Raw genomic sequence first — 12,940 nt, 5'->3', positions numbered from 1 at the left:
GCGCATCATAACAACACTTTTGCCGGAAGCGAAGCCCCAACTGCAAAAAAATTACGTGCTATCAGATGCTTGCGTCGATTACAGCGGTACGCCCAGACGCTTGGCGACTTCTTCGTAGGCTTCGATGACATCACCGAGGCCCTGGCGGAAGCGGTCCTTGTCCATCTTCTTGCGTGTTTCCTTGTCCCACAGGCGGCAGCCGTCCGGACTGAACTCGTCGCCCAGGACGATCTGGCCGTGGAATACGCCGAATTCCAGCTTGAAGTCCACCAGCAGCAGGCCAGCGTCGTCGAACAGCTGGCTCAGTACTTCGTTGACCTTGAGCGACAGCTCTTTCATCTTCGCCAATTGCTCGGCAGTGCCCCAACCGAACGCCACGACGTGGGATTCGTTGATGAACGGGTCGCCCTTGGCGTCGTCCTTGAGGAACAGTTCGAAGGTGTAAGGGTTGAGCTTCAAACCCTCTTCCACACCCAGACGCTTGACCAGGCTGCCGGCCGCGTAGTTACGCACCACGCATTCCACCGGGATCATGTCGAGTTTCTTCACCAGGCATTCGTTGTCGCCCAGCAGTTTGTCGAACTGGGTCGGGATACCGGCCGCTTCGAGCTTCTGCATGATGAAGGCGTTGAACTTGTTGTTCACCATGCCCTTGCGGTCCAGCTGTTCGATGCGCTTGCCGTCGAACGCCGAGGTGTCGTTGCGAAACAACAGGATCAAACGGTCGGCGTCGTCGGTCTTGTAAACCGACTTGGCTTTGCCGCGGTAGAGTTCTTCACGTTTTTCCATGATGGGCTCCGCTTGTTAAGTTGTTGGGCCAGGCGATATGTCGCCAGTCGAGCCCTGAATCTTGATCGGCCAATTGCAGCCAGTCCGGGTCGCACCCAAGGGTGTCGACAAAACATTGCCGGGCCAGCCGCGGCAGGTTGTTCTTGCTGCTCAGGTGAGCCAGTACCAGGTGTTGCAGGTCTTGCCAGCCCAACTCGGCCACCAGGCTCGCGGCCTGGTGGTTGTTCAAATGTCCCAGTTCACCACCGACCCGCTGCTTGAGAAAGGCCGGGTAATGCCCACGACCCAGCAGGTCGCGGCAATGGTTGGACTCGATCATCAAGGCATCGAGACCACTGTAGCTGTCCATGACCCTGCCACAATAGGAACCCAGGTCGGTCAGCAGGCCGAAACGCCGCCGACCGTCACTGAACACATATTGCGTCGGCTCAAGGGCATCGTGGGCCACCGACACCACTTCGATGCTCAAGCCGCCAATCCGCAAGGTCTCGCCACCCACCACGAAACCCGCGGGTTCGATAGGCTTGCGCAGGCCGCGCAAGGTGCCACGGCTCAGGTACACCGGTAGATTGTAGCGCCGAGACAGCAAACCCACGCCATGCACGTGGTCGGCATGTTCGTGGGTCACCAGAATCGCGCTCAGTTGCGTCGGGCTCACCCCAAGGCGCGCCAGACGCCGCTCGGTTTCCCGTAGCGAGAAACCACAATCGACCAGGATCAGCGTGTCTTCACTGGCGATCAGCGTGCCGTTCCCTTGGCTACCACTGCCGAGAACGGCAAACCGCACCGGATCAGCCCAGGTTGTCTTGAATCACGCCCAACACCCGACGGGCCACATCGGCCGGTGCCACGGTGTTGATGTCTTTCTCGACGGTGACCTGGACGTTGTCGCCGACCTTGCTCAGGCGAACCTGATAACGCACGGCACGGGTTTCGATCTCTTCCTTGCTCGGCTTGCTGCCGAACAGACGGGCGAAGAAACCAGGCTCGTCGTTCTTCTTCTCGGCTTTTTCCGCCAGGTTGATGTAGTAAAGACCCAGGCTGCGGTTGATGTCTTCGACACGCCACTCGCCCTGCTCCAGAGCACGGCCGACACTCGACCAGGCACGGTCGAGGTCTTCACCGACGTTGAGCACCGGGTTGCCGCTGCCGTCCTGGCTCAGGGCGACACGGCTCGGGGTATCGAAATCACGCGCGGCCAGCAAGGACACCGAACCGCCCTTCTCGGCGCTGCGGCTCATGCTCGAGAGCATTTCGTCGACCAGGGCCGAATCCAGGCCGAGGTTGACCGAATGCGGGGTGAAATCGACGTTGGCGGTGCTGCCAGCCGGGCGCTGGGCGCTGACCACGTAGACTTCACTGGTATTGCGCTGCACGCCCGGCTCGATACGAACCCGCACGCGGGTTTCGTTGTCACCCGCCGCCAGGCGCTTGCCCATGGCCGCCGAGAGCTCGCTGGAACGCTGCCAGGCCGTGGTGAATTCACCGGTCTGTGGGCGTTGCGCGTCGATCCGGAAACCGTTGTCCTGGAAGAACTGCAACGCCACTGGCCAGACTTCGGCCGGGGTGTGCTGGGCCATTACCCAACGCGTGTCGCCGCTTTTCTGCAGGCTGTAGTCGCTGGCGCTGGCCGCAGCCTGCAAAGGCAGCGGACGTGGCACTTCGAACGGCCCCTTGGCGGTGTCGTCGGCGACGTTGCGTGGAATCGGCAGCAGCGGGTCAAGACGCTTGCTGGTGCTGACATCCGCCGGCAATTGCATCGCCGGCGTCTGTTTCGAGTCCAGGTAGTCGCTGCCGCGGTCGCGGAAATATCCTTCCGGGCCCCACAGCCAGGCGCAGCCACTGGTGCTGGAGATAATCAAGGCAAGTGCAGAAAGTCCGGCCAATCGCTTCATGCGGGGTATTTCCTCAATTAAACCAGGACGCCGGACTGGCGCATGGCCTGCCGCAGCGGTTCGTGACAGGCAGCACTGAGCCAGGTGAGCGGCAGACGGATACCGTCCGGCATCAAGCCCATCTCATGCAGCGCCCATTTCACGGGGATAGGGTTGGATTCGATGAACAGGGTCTTGTTCAGCGGCATCAGTTTTTCGTGAATCGCCCGGGCCTCATCGGCCTTGCCAGCCATGGCGGCGGCGCACATCGCGCTCATTTCACGGGGTGCAACGTTGGCGGTCACCGAGATGTTGCCCTTGCCGCCGAGCAGGATCAGCTCGACCGCGGTGGCGTCATCACCGGAATACACCAGGAAATCACTGCTCACGCCAGCCAGGATCGCCTTGGCTCGCGCCAGGTCACCGGTGGCTTCCTTGATGCCGATGATGTTCGGCACGCTCGACAGGCGAATCACGGTCTCGGCCTGCATGTCACACGCAGTACGGCCTGGAACGTTGTAGAGGATCTGCGGGATGTCGACAGCTTCGGCGATGGTGCGGAAATGCTGGTACAGGCCTTCCTGGGTCGGCTTGTTGTAATAAGGGGTCACCAGCAGGCACGCGTCGGCGCCGGCGGTTTTCGCATTGGTGGTCAGTTCGATCGCCTCACGCGTCGAGTTGGCGCCCGTACCGGCAATCACCGGGATACGACCTGCCACCTGGTCGACCACGCGACGAATCACTTCGATATGCTCGTTCACATCGAGAGTGGCCGACTCACCTGTGGTGCCGACCGCGACAATGGCGTTGGTGCCGTTTTGCAGGTGGAAGTCCACCAGTTTGCTCAGGCTGTCCCAGTCAAGACGACCCTGTGCATCCATGGGTGTGACCAGTGCCACCATACTGCCCGCAATCATGCAACCGCTCCTGCCGGAAAAAGAGAGCGGTAATGGTACTGGCGCCATCAGGCTTGTACAAGCGAAGTACTGTCTATGAGCATTCCCCTGAGCGCAGGTTTTCGCTACCCTTCAGACTTTGATCGGTACTGAGTCGCTCAAGTGCCGGGTTCCAGTCTCCATTTTCGCTGCCCGAAGCCCGCTCCGGCCTGGCCGCCGCCCGTCCCCTGCGAGACGGCAACCGGCACCAGCGCTCGATTCCAGGCCTCGCCACCCGCATCCGGATCCCCGAACCCAGCCCCTGACCGCCCCCAAGGTACTGACCGCTCATCGCTTTAGGAATGCTGCATGTCCACCCCCACAGTCCGCGAACAATTCCTTGTTATCAGTGCCCTCGGCGCCAACCCCATGGAGCTGACCAACGTCCTGTGCCGCGCCAGCCATGAAAATCGCTGCGCCGTCGTAACCTCACGCCTGACCCGCCATGGCGAGTACAGCGCGCTGGTCCTGCAGATTTCCGGCAGTTGGGACGCCCTGGCGCGCCTGGAAGCCGGCCTGCCGAACCTGGCGAAGAAGCACGCCTTCATTGTCAGCGTAGTGCGCAGCGGCGCCCTGGAAAGCCGTCCCCAGGCACTGCCGTACGTCGCTTATGTCAGCTCGGCCTACCGCTCGGACATCATCAACGAGCTGTGCCAGTTCTTCATGGACCACAACGTCGAGCTGGAAAACCTGACCTGCGACACCTACCTGGCGCCCCAGACCGGCGGCACCATGCTCAACGCCACCTTTACCGTGACCCTGCCTGCCGGCGTGCAGATCAGTTGGTTGCGCGATCAGTTCCTGGACTTCGCCGACGCGATGAACCTCGACGCCCTGATCGAACCGTGGCGCCCACAGAACCCAATGTAAGGAAACCCCCATGGCCGTCGTTATCGATCAACCCGTCGCCGATTTCCAGGCCCAGGCCACCAGCGGGCAGACCGTCAGCCTCGCCGACCTCAAGGGCAAGCAGGTGGTGATCTATTTCTACCCCAAGGACAGCACCCCGGGTTGCACCACCGAGGGCCAGGGCTTTCGTGACCAGTACGGCGCCTTCCAGGCCGCCAACACCGAAGTCTTCGGCGTATCCCGCGACAGCCTGAAGTCCCACGAGAACTTCAAGGGCAAGCAGGAATTCCCCTTCGAACTGATCAGCGACAAGGACGAAGCCGTCTGCCAGCTGTTCGACGTGATCAAGTTGAAGAAGCTCTACGGCAAGGAATACCTGGGCGTGGACCGCAGCACTTTCCTGATCGATGCAAACGGTGTGTTGCGTCAGGAATGGCGCGGCGTGAAGGTTCCGGGCCACGTCGACGCGGTACTGGCGGCAGCCCAGGCGCTGAACAAGGCCTGAGCCGACGCGCTGCGTCAGGCCTTGCGCAACCAGTAACGATAAACGCCGGACGCTTCCTCTTCATGAATCAGGATATGTCCGGCAAGCCTGGCGAAAGTCCGAAAATCGCGCTGCGATCCGGCGTCGGTGGCAATGACCTTGAGCACCGCGCCACTGGCCAGGCGATTGAGTTCCAGCTTGGCCTTGAGCAACGGCAGCGGGCAGTTCAGGCCACTGGCGTCCAGCTCGGCGTCGTGCTCTACAACTTCGGTCATTGCTTCACTCCTGGCGCGCTGCCGGATGGTCGGTTCGAAGCGCCTAGGATACCCCAAGTGGAAGCAGCTCTGGTCGCAGGCGCAGTGTCCGGCTACAGTAAGGACTTTGCCGACTCAGAGCCCTGTGCATGACCTTTCTGCGCCCCACCCTGTTGACGCTCGCTTGCCTGCTCGCCTCTCCAGGCTTCGCCGACGACCTGCCGTCACTCGGCGACGCCAGTTCCGCCATTGTCTCCCCGCAACAGGAATTCCAGCTGGGCCGTGCCTGGCTGAGCCTGCTGCGCAGCGAGGTCAAGCAACTCAATGACCCGCAGCTCAAGGATTACGTCGAGACCACCGTCTACAAACTGGCGGAAAGCAGCCAGGTCCAGGACCGTCGCCTGGTGTTCATCCTGATCGACAGCAACCAACTCAACGCCTTCGCCGCGCCCGGCGGGATTGTCGGGATCAACGGTGGCCTGTTCCTCAACGCCCAGACCGAGGGCGAATACGCCGCGGTACTGGCCCACGAACTGGCGCACTTGTCACAACGCCACTTCGCCCGGGGCGTGGAAGCCCAGCAACGCATGCAACTGCCGATGATGGCGGCACTGCTGACCGGGATCGTGATCGCGGCGGCGGGCGGCGGTGATGCCGGTATTGCCACTATTGCCGGCACCCAGGCCGCGGCGTTCCAGGAGAAACAGCGCTTCTCCCGTCAGAATGAGCAGGAAGCCGACCGTATCGGCATCCTCACCCTGGAAAAAGCCGGTTACGACCCACGCTCGATGCCGACCATGTTCGAGCGCCTGATGCGCATCTACCGCTTCGACGCCAAGCCACCGGAATTCCTGCTGACTCACCCGGTCACCGAGTCACGGATCGCCGACACCCGCAACCGCGCCGAGCAGTCCAAGCCCGGCGGTATCGAGGACAGCCTGCGTTATCAGTTGATTCGAGCGCGGGTGATACTGTCCTATGAAGACTCGCCAGGGTTGGCGGCCAAGCGCTTCCGTGCGCAACTGGACGAGAACCCCAAGTCCGACGTGGCGCGTTATGGCCTGGCTATCGCACAGATCAAAGGTACGCAGTTGAACGAGGCCCGGGCGACCCTCAAGCCGCTGCTGGACAAATCACCCAACGACATCACCTACAACCTGGCCCAGATCGACCTGGACACGGCGGCCAGCCGGTTCCCCGAAGCACTGCAACGGACCGACAAGATGCTGCTGCAATATCCTGCCAGCTACCCGCTGAAGCAGGAACGCATCGACCTGCTGATCAAGCAGAATCGTCCGGCCGAGGCGGAAAAGGGCCTGGACGACCTGTTGAAGACTCGCCAGGACGATCCGGATGTCTGGTATCAGCTCGCCGAAACCCGTGGACAGTCCGGCAATATCATCGGCCTGCACCAGGCGCGAGCCGAGTATTTTGCCTTGGTCGGCGACTTCAAGCAGGCGATCCAGCAGCTTGACTTCGCCAAGCGCCGCGCGCCGAACTTCCAACTGGCTTCACGCATTGATGCGCGCCAGAAGGAGTTGATTGATCAGGAGCGCATGGTCAAGGACTTGATGGGCGGCTGACAACATCCGCCCCCTGTAGGAGCGAGCTTGCTCGCGATGGTAACCCAGGCACTGCGGGGTATCAGGTGCCCTGCGTTATCGTTGACGTCCATCGCGAGCAAGCTCGCTCCTACAGGGGTGAGCCGTCGCCAAATGCCTCTCAGGCATTCCCCGCCAGTTTCATCCGCGCCGCCTGGGTGAAATCCAGCATGCGCTTGAGCGGGCGAACCGCGCGGGGAATCACCGCCGGGTCGACGAAGATCTCATTGCTGCCCTCGCGCAGGCACTGCAAGGTGCGCTCCAGGGTATTCATCGCCATCCACGGGCAATGCGCGCAACTGCGGCACGCCGCGCCATTACCGGCGGTCGGCGCCTCGATAAAGACCTTGTCCGGGCACAACTGCTGCATTTTGTAGAAAATGCCGCGGTCGGTGGCCACGATAAAGGTCTTGTTCGGCAGACGCTGCGCCGCCGCGATCAACTGGCTGGTGGAACCCACCGCATCGGCCAGTTCGATCACCGACTCCGGCGATTCGGGGTGCACCAGGATCGCCGCCTCGGGATACAGCGCCTTCATGTCCTCCAACTGCTTGGACTTGAACTCCTCGTGAACGATGCAGGCGCCGTCCCAGAGCAACATATCGGCGCCGGTTTCCTTCTGGATATAACGCCCCAGGTGCTTGTCCGGCGCCCAGATGATGGTTTCGCCGTTGTCCATCAGGCTTTCGACGATCTCCAGCGCGCAACTGGAGGTCACTACCCAGTCGGCCCGTGCCTTCACCGCCGCCGAGGTGTTGGCATAGACCACCACCGTGCGCTCGGGATGCTGGTCGCAGAATGCGGAAAACTCGTCCACCGGGCATCCCAGGTCCAGCGAGCAGGTCGCTTCCAGGGTCGGCATCAGGATGCGTTTTTCCGGGGTGAGGATCTTGGCGGTTTCGCCCATGAAGCGTACACCGGCCACCAGCACGGTCTTGGCCGGATGGGCGGCGCAGAAACGGGCCATTTCCAGGGAGTCGGAGACACAGCCGCCGGTCTCCTCGGCCAGCGCCTGGATCACCGGATCGCAATAGAAGTGGGCCACCAGCACCGCATCCCGGGCCTTGAGCTCGGCGGCGATATCGGCCCGCAACTGCGCCTCTTCGGCGGCACTCAGGGGTTTGGGTTGCTTGGCATCAAGGTGGGCTTGAACCAGAAGGCGTTCGGAAATCTGCGTCATGTTCGCAAGACCTGCAAGCGCGAGAGCGCGAAAGTCGAGTATACCCCGGCCCCCGCCCCTTTCCGAGACGGGATATTAGGTGCAACGTATGGACCGGGAGAGTGAATCCATCAGGCATGGACTGCTTTGCAGCGTCGCAAGGCTACAGAATATCCAATGAATTCAAAAGATTATTCTGATCTTCGGACAAGTGGGGGCAAAGCGTTGGATAATCCGCCCATTGAAGAGGCCTGGATGGCAACCGATGAGATCCGATGAGTACCTCGTAATGACCCGCAACGAGTGGGCGGAACTGCGTGCCAGCACGCCGTTGACCCTCTCGGAAGAAGACCTGTCGGCATTACGCGGCGTGAACGAAGACGTCTCCCTGGAAGATGTCGCCGATGTCTATCTGCCCCTGTCGCGGCTGATCAACCTGCACATTGGCGCCGCCCGCCAACTGACAGGCATCCGCGATACCTTTCTCAGCCGCCCGACCCACCGTGGTCCTTACATCATTGCCATCGCCGGCAGCGTCGCGGTCGGCAAGAGCACCTTTGCCCGCGTGCTGCAGGCGGTGATGGCGCGCTGGCCGGATCACCCCAACGTCGCCCTGGTCACCACCGACGGCTTCCTCTACCCCAACAGCAAGCTGGTGGCCGATGGCATCATGCACCGCAAGGGTTTTCCAGAAAGCTACGATCGCAAGCACATGGTCAAGTTCCTGGCAGCGGTGAAAGCCGGCGAGCACAATATCGAGGCGCCGATCTACTCCCATGTCAGCTACGACATCGTGCCCGACCAGTTCCAGGTGATCGACCAGCCGGACATCCTGATCTTCGAAGGCCTCAACGTGCTGCAAACCGATGGCGTCGACGGGCTGAAACCCTCGACCATCGTCTCCGACTTCTTCGATTTCTCGGTGTACCTGGATGCCGATGAACAAGATATCGAGCACTGGTACGTGGCGCGGTTCCTGATGCTGCAGAAGACCTCGTTCCGCGCCCGCGGTGCCTATTTCCGCAAACTGGCCGACCTGACGCCCGAGGAAGCCCCCGAAGCCGCGCGCCAGATCTGGCGGGACATCAACCGCGTCAATCTGCTGGAAAATATCCTGCCGACCCGCGAACGCGCCGACCTGGTGTTGCGCAAGGCGTCTGACCACTCAGTCAGTGAGATCTGGTTACGCTGAGGGTGCTACGCTGACGCATTGACCCTTCGAAAACTGGCAGTAACCTGTCATATAATTCAGATCGCAGGGAGCAGGCCGATCCATCAGCGCTCAGACCACGAGCGCTGCGCGGCCACTACCCTGTTCATACTCCCCATCACTCATGCAGAGTTCCCATGAAGCTCCTCAGCGCATTGTTGAGCGTCACCTTGTTGAGCGTCCCGGTCTCGGCATTCGCCGAAGGCGGTAGTTCGCGGGTGACTGCACGCATGCAAGCCCAGCGCGACGAGTCGATGGCGCGCTTCCTCGAACGTGAAGATGCCAAGGCGATTGTCACCGCCCAACAAGCCGCCAAAGCTCGCCTGGCGGCTCGGATAGCAGGCTCCGCGCCTGCCGAAGAAAGGTCTGTGGACCAGCCCTGAACAGACGCCCGTGGGCACGTGACAATACGCCGTCGAAGATCCGCTCATGCTGAATCCAGCACCTGTCCGGCCGCCCATTGCCGCCGCACCTCAGCCTGCGCCAACCAGTCCAGGGTGTCGGCGAAAGCCACCGGACGGCTGAAAAGAAACCCCTGCACCTGCATGCACCCCAGGCTGCACAGAGCCTGGAGCTCCTCCTGGGTCTCGATCCCCTCGACCACGCATTCCAATTCCATGTCGAGGCTCAAGGCCAGCAGCGACTTGACGATCTTGTAGCTCGCGGGCTTGATGTGAATATCGGCAACGAAGCTGCGATCGATCTTGAGTTTCGTCAGCGCCAGGGCATGCAGCTGGCTCAGGCTTGAATACCCCGTGCCGAAATCATCCAGCGAGATACCGCAGCCCAATTGACGAAACCGTCCGATCGCCGATTGCACCTGAGGGATATCCTGCATGACGACGGTTTCGGTGATTTCCAGATCCAGATACGCCGGATTGAAGCCACTGACCGTGATCACGTCGATGATCGACTGCACATTGTCGTGGGAACCGCAGTCGTGGACCGACAGATTGAATGAAAGCCGTATGCCTTCAGGCCAGAACCGCGCCATACCCAGCGCCTGCCGCAACAACGGCAGCGTGAGGCGATTGATCAGGCCGATGCGCTCGGCAATGGGGATGAACTGCGCCGGGGATACCAGGCCCAACTCCGGGCTGTTCCAGCGGGCCAAAGCCTCGAAGGCAACCGTCTCACGGCTGCGGCAATCGAGAATCGGCTGGAACAGCACGAAAAACTCCTTGTCCAGCACCGCCCTGCGCAGCGCCTGCTCGGTGATGGCGTCACGGTGCAACTGCTCGCGATGGCTGGCCGAGAACAGGCACATCGAACCCGGGTTATGGCGCTTGCCCTGGTAGAGTGCATAGTCGGCATATTCGAAAAGCTGTATGGCACTCGCCGCGCCCTCGGGAAATGTGGCAATGCCCAGGGTAGCGCCGATCTGGATCGGCACATCGACCAGCAGAAACTCGACGTGCAACCGCTCGCACACCGTCTTGCCGAACACCTGCAAATCCTCGTCACTGAGATCGCCTTCGAGCACCAGGGCAAACTCATCCCCACCCAACCGTGCCACATGCACCGTTGCATCGGCCAATTGCCGCAAGCGCAGACCGACCATGACCAGAATCTTGTCACCGACGCTGTGGCCGTAGAGATCGTTCACCGGCTTGAATCCATCGAGATCGAGGATCCCTACCGCGAGGCGCCTTTTCTTGGTGATTGCCAGGTGCATGGCGCTCTCCAGGGTGCTGAAGAACTGCCTCCGATTGGGCAGCCCGGTCAGACTGTCCTGATTGGCCAGTCGCAGGTTCTCGTTGCTCAGCTGTTCGGTCTGCGCCTGCACATTCACCAACCGGGTGAAGTCATGGTAGTGATGCTGCAGGATGATCAGCATCGCCAGGGACACCAGCAGGACATTCACCGCCGTGGCAATAAAGGCCGGGTTGTGGGTAGAGGAGAAAAAGACCACGAAAGCGACGTTGACCACCAATGTGGCGGTCAGCGCCGCGGGTCGCAGGTGCATCATGCAGAAAATGCAGACGATCACCGTAATGCCCATGAAAAAGGCGATTTGTGACTGTGAATAGGCGTCGCCGTAGGGATACAGGGCCAGGGACCAGGACGTGAAGGCGCCCGCGATAAAGGGCACCAACTGGTTGGTTCGCCGCAGTGAGGCGAGGATCTGCGCATCGGCCGGCAAGCGCCCGGCGCTACGCAACCACATGCAGGCGCGCGCCACACAGATCACCGTCATGGCCAGCGGAATGACGAATGTCAGCCACAACGGGGCAGTGGTCAGGTGAGTGATGGCCAGCGCCCACATATTGAGCAGCAAGACCAGATACATCAGCGGCAGCTGGCGCGACAAGGCCACGTACTGAGCCCGCAGCAGCTTGGGGTTGTCATGGGGCACGGACATGAGGGTCCGCAGGGTAGCCAGGAGCTTTATTATCATAGGAATGCCTCTCTGTCTGCGCAGTGAAGGCGTGCAGCGCTCGTCCCTTTCAGGTAGCCGACCCAAAGCCAATAAGGGTCAATATTATTGTCGGCGTCGCTATTACTTTCTTTATACTTTCTTTAGAGCGAGCGTAGTCGCTCAGCCTCGATCTCATCCAGCAGACCGCAGAAAATATCCACCAGTTGCGGATCAAAGTGCCGGCCGGCCTGTTCACAAAGATATTCCTGCGAGCGCTCGGCGCTCCACGCCTCCCTGTAGGGACGTGGCATTCTGAGCGCTTCATAGACATCACAGATCGCCGTGATCCGGGCTGACAAAGGAATCGCCTCGCCTTGCAACCGGTTGGGATAACCGGTGCCATCCCACCGCTCGTGATGCGCCAGGGCAATCTCCGCCGCCAGGTCGGTGACCGGGGAACCGTTGTTGTCGCGCAGGACTTCATAACCGATGCGCGGATGGTCCTGCATGATTTCCCGTTCCCGCGCCGTCAGCACCCCGGGCTTGCGCAATATCGCGTCTTCTATGCCGATATTCCCGACATCATGCATCGGTGCCGCCAGACGGATCAGCTCGCACCATTGCCTGGACATACCGACCGCCTTGGCCAACAGGGCTGCGCAATCGCCGATGCGACGGACATGGTTGAGCGTATCGTTGCCCCGATAACTGGCAGCACGACCCAGACTGTTGGCGATCGCCTGGTAGCTGGCCTCCAATTGGGCCGTACGTCGTTCGACCTTGCGCTCCAGTTCGACATTGGCCTCGCGCAACAACCGGGTGGCCTGGGCCAGCTCCAGGCAACTGCGCACTCGCAACAGCACCTCGGGCAGATCGATGGGTTTGCAGACGAAGTCGTTGGCGCCCATCTCCAAGCCTTTGCGCCGGTTTTGCGGATCGTTCAGGGCCGTCACGATAATGATCGGCGATTCGGTCCGGCTGCGCTGTTTGAGGCGATCAAGAATCTCGAAACCATCGGGCGCCGGCATATACAGGTCCAGCAACAACAAGTCCCAGGGGTTGGACTGGAGCCAGGTCAGCCCTTCGGCGGAGTCGGAAAACGTTCTGATGTTGCGAAGCCCATAGGCCCGCAAACACGATTCCAACAACCGGTGGTTGAGCGAAACATCATCGATAATGACGATTTCACTTTCAGTATTGACTTTGGAAAACATAAATCCGTCACTCCCATGGCCAGTGTCCCGTCGGAACGGGTGCTGCCGATACCGACAAAAGCACACCAGGTCCACCTGCGCGGGCTGATCCTCCAAAACGGGGCGGCCTTCATCGAGATATTCGACGGCGTGGAGCCAACAACATAGCATCACATTGACATCACCCTGCTCATACCTTAGACGTTTGTCTAAGCGGCCAAACGTCCTTCCGT

The 12,940-nt window shown here is 60.9% G+C and carries 13 protein-coding genes; 5 read left to right on the top strand and 8 right to left on the bottom strand.

From position 1 onward, the window contains the following. Positions 1-78: 78 nt before the first annotated feature. Genes purC through dapA form a run of 4 tightly spaced genes read right to left on the bottom strand, consistent with a single transcriptional unit; the run spans position 79 to position 3,580 of the window. Positions 79-789, bottom strand: a complete 711-nt coding sequence (gene purC / locus M5C71_RS11620) for a phosphoribosylaminoimidazolesuccinocarboxamide synthase (protein WP_103498664.1) — start codon at positions 787-789, stop codon at positions 79-81. Beyond that, positions 776-1,576: an MBL fold metallo-hydrolase gene (locus M5C71_RS11615; RefSeq protein WP_248767894.1), complete on the bottom strand. Its 801-nt coding sequence runs from the start codon at positions 1,574-1,576 to the stop codon at positions 776-778. Before M5C71_RS11615 ends, purC begins: the two co-directional genes overlap by 14 nt. Before the next feature lie 4 nt (positions 1,577-1,580). Then, entirely contained in the window at positions 1,581-2,684 is a 1,104-nt protein-coding gene (bamC, locus tag M5C71_RS11610) for an outer membrane protein assembly factor BamC (RefSeq protein ID WP_248767893.1), read from the bottom strand. 17 nt (positions 2,685-2,701) lie between these two features. Next, a complete protein-coding gene (gene dapA / locus M5C71_RS11605; protein ID WP_103498661.1) occupies positions 2,702-3,580 on the bottom strand; it encodes a 4-hydroxy-tetrahydrodipicolinate synthase in 879 nt (292 codons plus the stop codon). A 327-nt stretch (positions 3,581-3,907) separates the two neighbouring features. Here dapA and M5C71_RS11600 point away from each other — a divergent pair, with 327 nt between their 5' ends. Then, on the top strand, positions 3,908-4,468 hold the full coding sequence (locus M5C71_RS11600) for a glycine cleavage system protein R (RefSeq protein ID WP_100938862.1): 561 nt from the start codon (positions 3,908-3,910) through the stop codon (positions 4,466-4,468). 10 nt (positions 4,469-4,478) lie between these two features. Further along, positions 4,479-4,952, top strand: a complete 474-nt coding sequence (locus M5C71_RS11595) for a peroxiredoxin (RefSeq protein ID WP_248767892.1) — start codon at positions 4,479-4,481, stop codon at positions 4,950-4,952. A gap of 14 nt (positions 4,953-4,966) precedes the next feature. Here the strand turns inward: M5C71_RS11595 and M5C71_RS11590 are convergent, their stop codons facing one another. Beyond that, positions 4,967-5,206, bottom strand: coding sequence for a sulfurtransferase TusA family protein (locus tag M5C71_RS11590; protein ID WP_103498659.1), 240 nt, complete (start codon positions 5,204-5,206; stop codon positions 4,967-4,969). A 128-nt stretch (positions 5,207-5,334) separates the two neighbouring features. Between M5C71_RS11590 and M5C71_RS11585 the strand changes: the two genes are divergently transcribed. After that, a complete protein-coding gene (locus M5C71_RS11585; RefSeq protein WP_152738234.1) occupies positions 5,335-6,768 on the top strand; it encodes a M48 family metalloprotease in 1,434 nt (477 codons plus the stop codon). Between the two features lie 139 nt (positions 6,769-6,907). On the opposite strand, the gene nadA is transcribed toward M5C71_RS11585, so the two are convergent. Further along, entirely contained in the window at positions 6,908-7,966 is a 1,059-nt protein-coding gene (gene nadA / locus M5C71_RS11580; protein ID WP_248767891.1) for a quinolinate synthase NadA, read from the bottom strand. 244 nt (positions 7,967-8,210) lie between these two features. Here nadA and coaA point away from each other — a divergent pair, with 244 nt between their 5' ends. Both coaA and M5C71_RS11570 read left to right on the top strand, forming a co-directional pair. Beyond that, positions 8,211-9,137, top strand: coding sequence for a type I pantothenate kinase (gene coaA / locus M5C71_RS11575; protein ID WP_103498656.1), 927 nt, complete (start codon positions 8,211-8,213; stop codon positions 9,135-9,137). A gap of 155 nt (positions 9,138-9,292) precedes the next feature. Next, positions 9,293-9,538, top strand: a complete 246-nt coding sequence (locus M5C71_RS11570; RefSeq protein WP_103498655.1) for a co-regulatory protein PtrA N-terminal domain-containing protein — start codon at positions 9,293-9,295, stop codon at positions 9,536-9,538. A 44-nt stretch (positions 9,539-9,582) separates the two neighbouring features. On the opposite strand, the gene M5C71_RS11565 is transcribed toward M5C71_RS11570, so the two are convergent. Beyond that, the gene (locus tag M5C71_RS11565; protein ID WP_248767890.1) at positions 9,583-11,553 is read right to left on the bottom strand and encodes an EAL domain-containing protein; all 1,971 of its coding nucleotides are present in this window, start codon (positions 11,551-11,553) and stop codon (positions 9,583-9,585) included. 122 nt (positions 11,554-11,675) lie between these two features. After that, the gene (locus tag M5C71_RS11560) at positions 11,676-12,728 is read right to left on the bottom strand and encodes an HD domain-containing phosphohydrolase (protein ID WP_103498653.1); all 1,053 of its coding nucleotides are present in this window, start codon (positions 12,726-12,728) and stop codon (positions 11,676-11,678) included. Positions 12,729-12,940: the final 212 nt, after the last annotated feature.

This window comes from Pseudomonas sp. MWU12-2345, from assembly GCF_023242385.1.
Lineage (GTDB): Bacteria > Pseudomonadota > Gammaproteobacteria > Pseudomonadales > Pseudomonadaceae > Aquipseudomonas > Aquipseudomonas gingeri_D.
Note: the sequence above shows the minus strand (reverse complement) of the source record. Positions and strands in the feature narration are given on the sequence as shown.

Bases quoted from the DNA above. Each gene is read 5' to 3' on its own strand.
- M5C71_RS11595 (WP_248767892.1), top strand. From the start codon at position 4,479: ATGGCCGTCGTTATCGATCAACCCGTCGCCGATTTCCAGGCCCAGGCC.
- bamC (WP_248767893.1), bottom strand. From the start codon at position 2,684: ATGAAGCGATTGGCCGGACTTTCTGCACTTGCCTTGATTATCTCCAGC.
- M5C71_RS11560 (WP_103498653.1), bottom strand. From the start codon at position 12,728: ATGTTTTCCAAAGTCAATACTGAAAGTGAAATCGTCATTATCGATGAT.
- M5C71_RS11600 (WP_100938862.1), top strand. From the start codon at position 3,908: ATGTCCACCCCCACAGTCCGCGAACAATTCCTTGTTATCAGTGCCCTC.
- coaA (WP_103498656.1), top strand. From the start codon at position 8,211: ATGAGATCCGATGAGTACCTCGTAATGACCCGCAACGAGTGGGCGGAA.
- purC (WP_103498664.1), bottom strand. From the start codon at position 789: ATGGAAAAACGTGAAGAACTCTACCGCGGCAAAGCCAAGTCGGTTTAC.
- M5C71_RS11565 (WP_248767890.1), bottom strand. From the start codon at position 11,553: ATGATAATAAAGCTCCTGGCTACCCTGCGGACCCTCATGTCCGTGCCC.
- M5C71_RS11590 (WP_103498659.1), bottom strand. From the start codon at position 5,206: ATGACCGAAGTTGTAGAGCACGACGCCGAGCTGGACGCCAGTGGCCTG.
- M5C71_RS11570 (WP_103498655.1), top strand. From the start codon at position 9,293: ATGAAGCTCCTCAGCGCATTGTTGAGCGTCACCTTGTTGAGCGTCCCG.
- M5C71_RS11585 (WP_152738234.1), top strand. From the start codon at position 5,335: ATGACCTTTCTGCGCCCCACCCTGTTGACGCTCGCTTGCCTGCTCGCC.
- dapA (WP_103498661.1), bottom strand. From the start codon at position 3,580: ATGATTGCGGGCAGTATGGTGGCACTGGTCACACCCATGGATGCACAG.
- nadA (WP_248767891.1), bottom strand. From the start codon at position 7,966: ATGACGCAGATTTCCGAACGCCTTCTGGTTCAAGCCCACCTTGATGCC.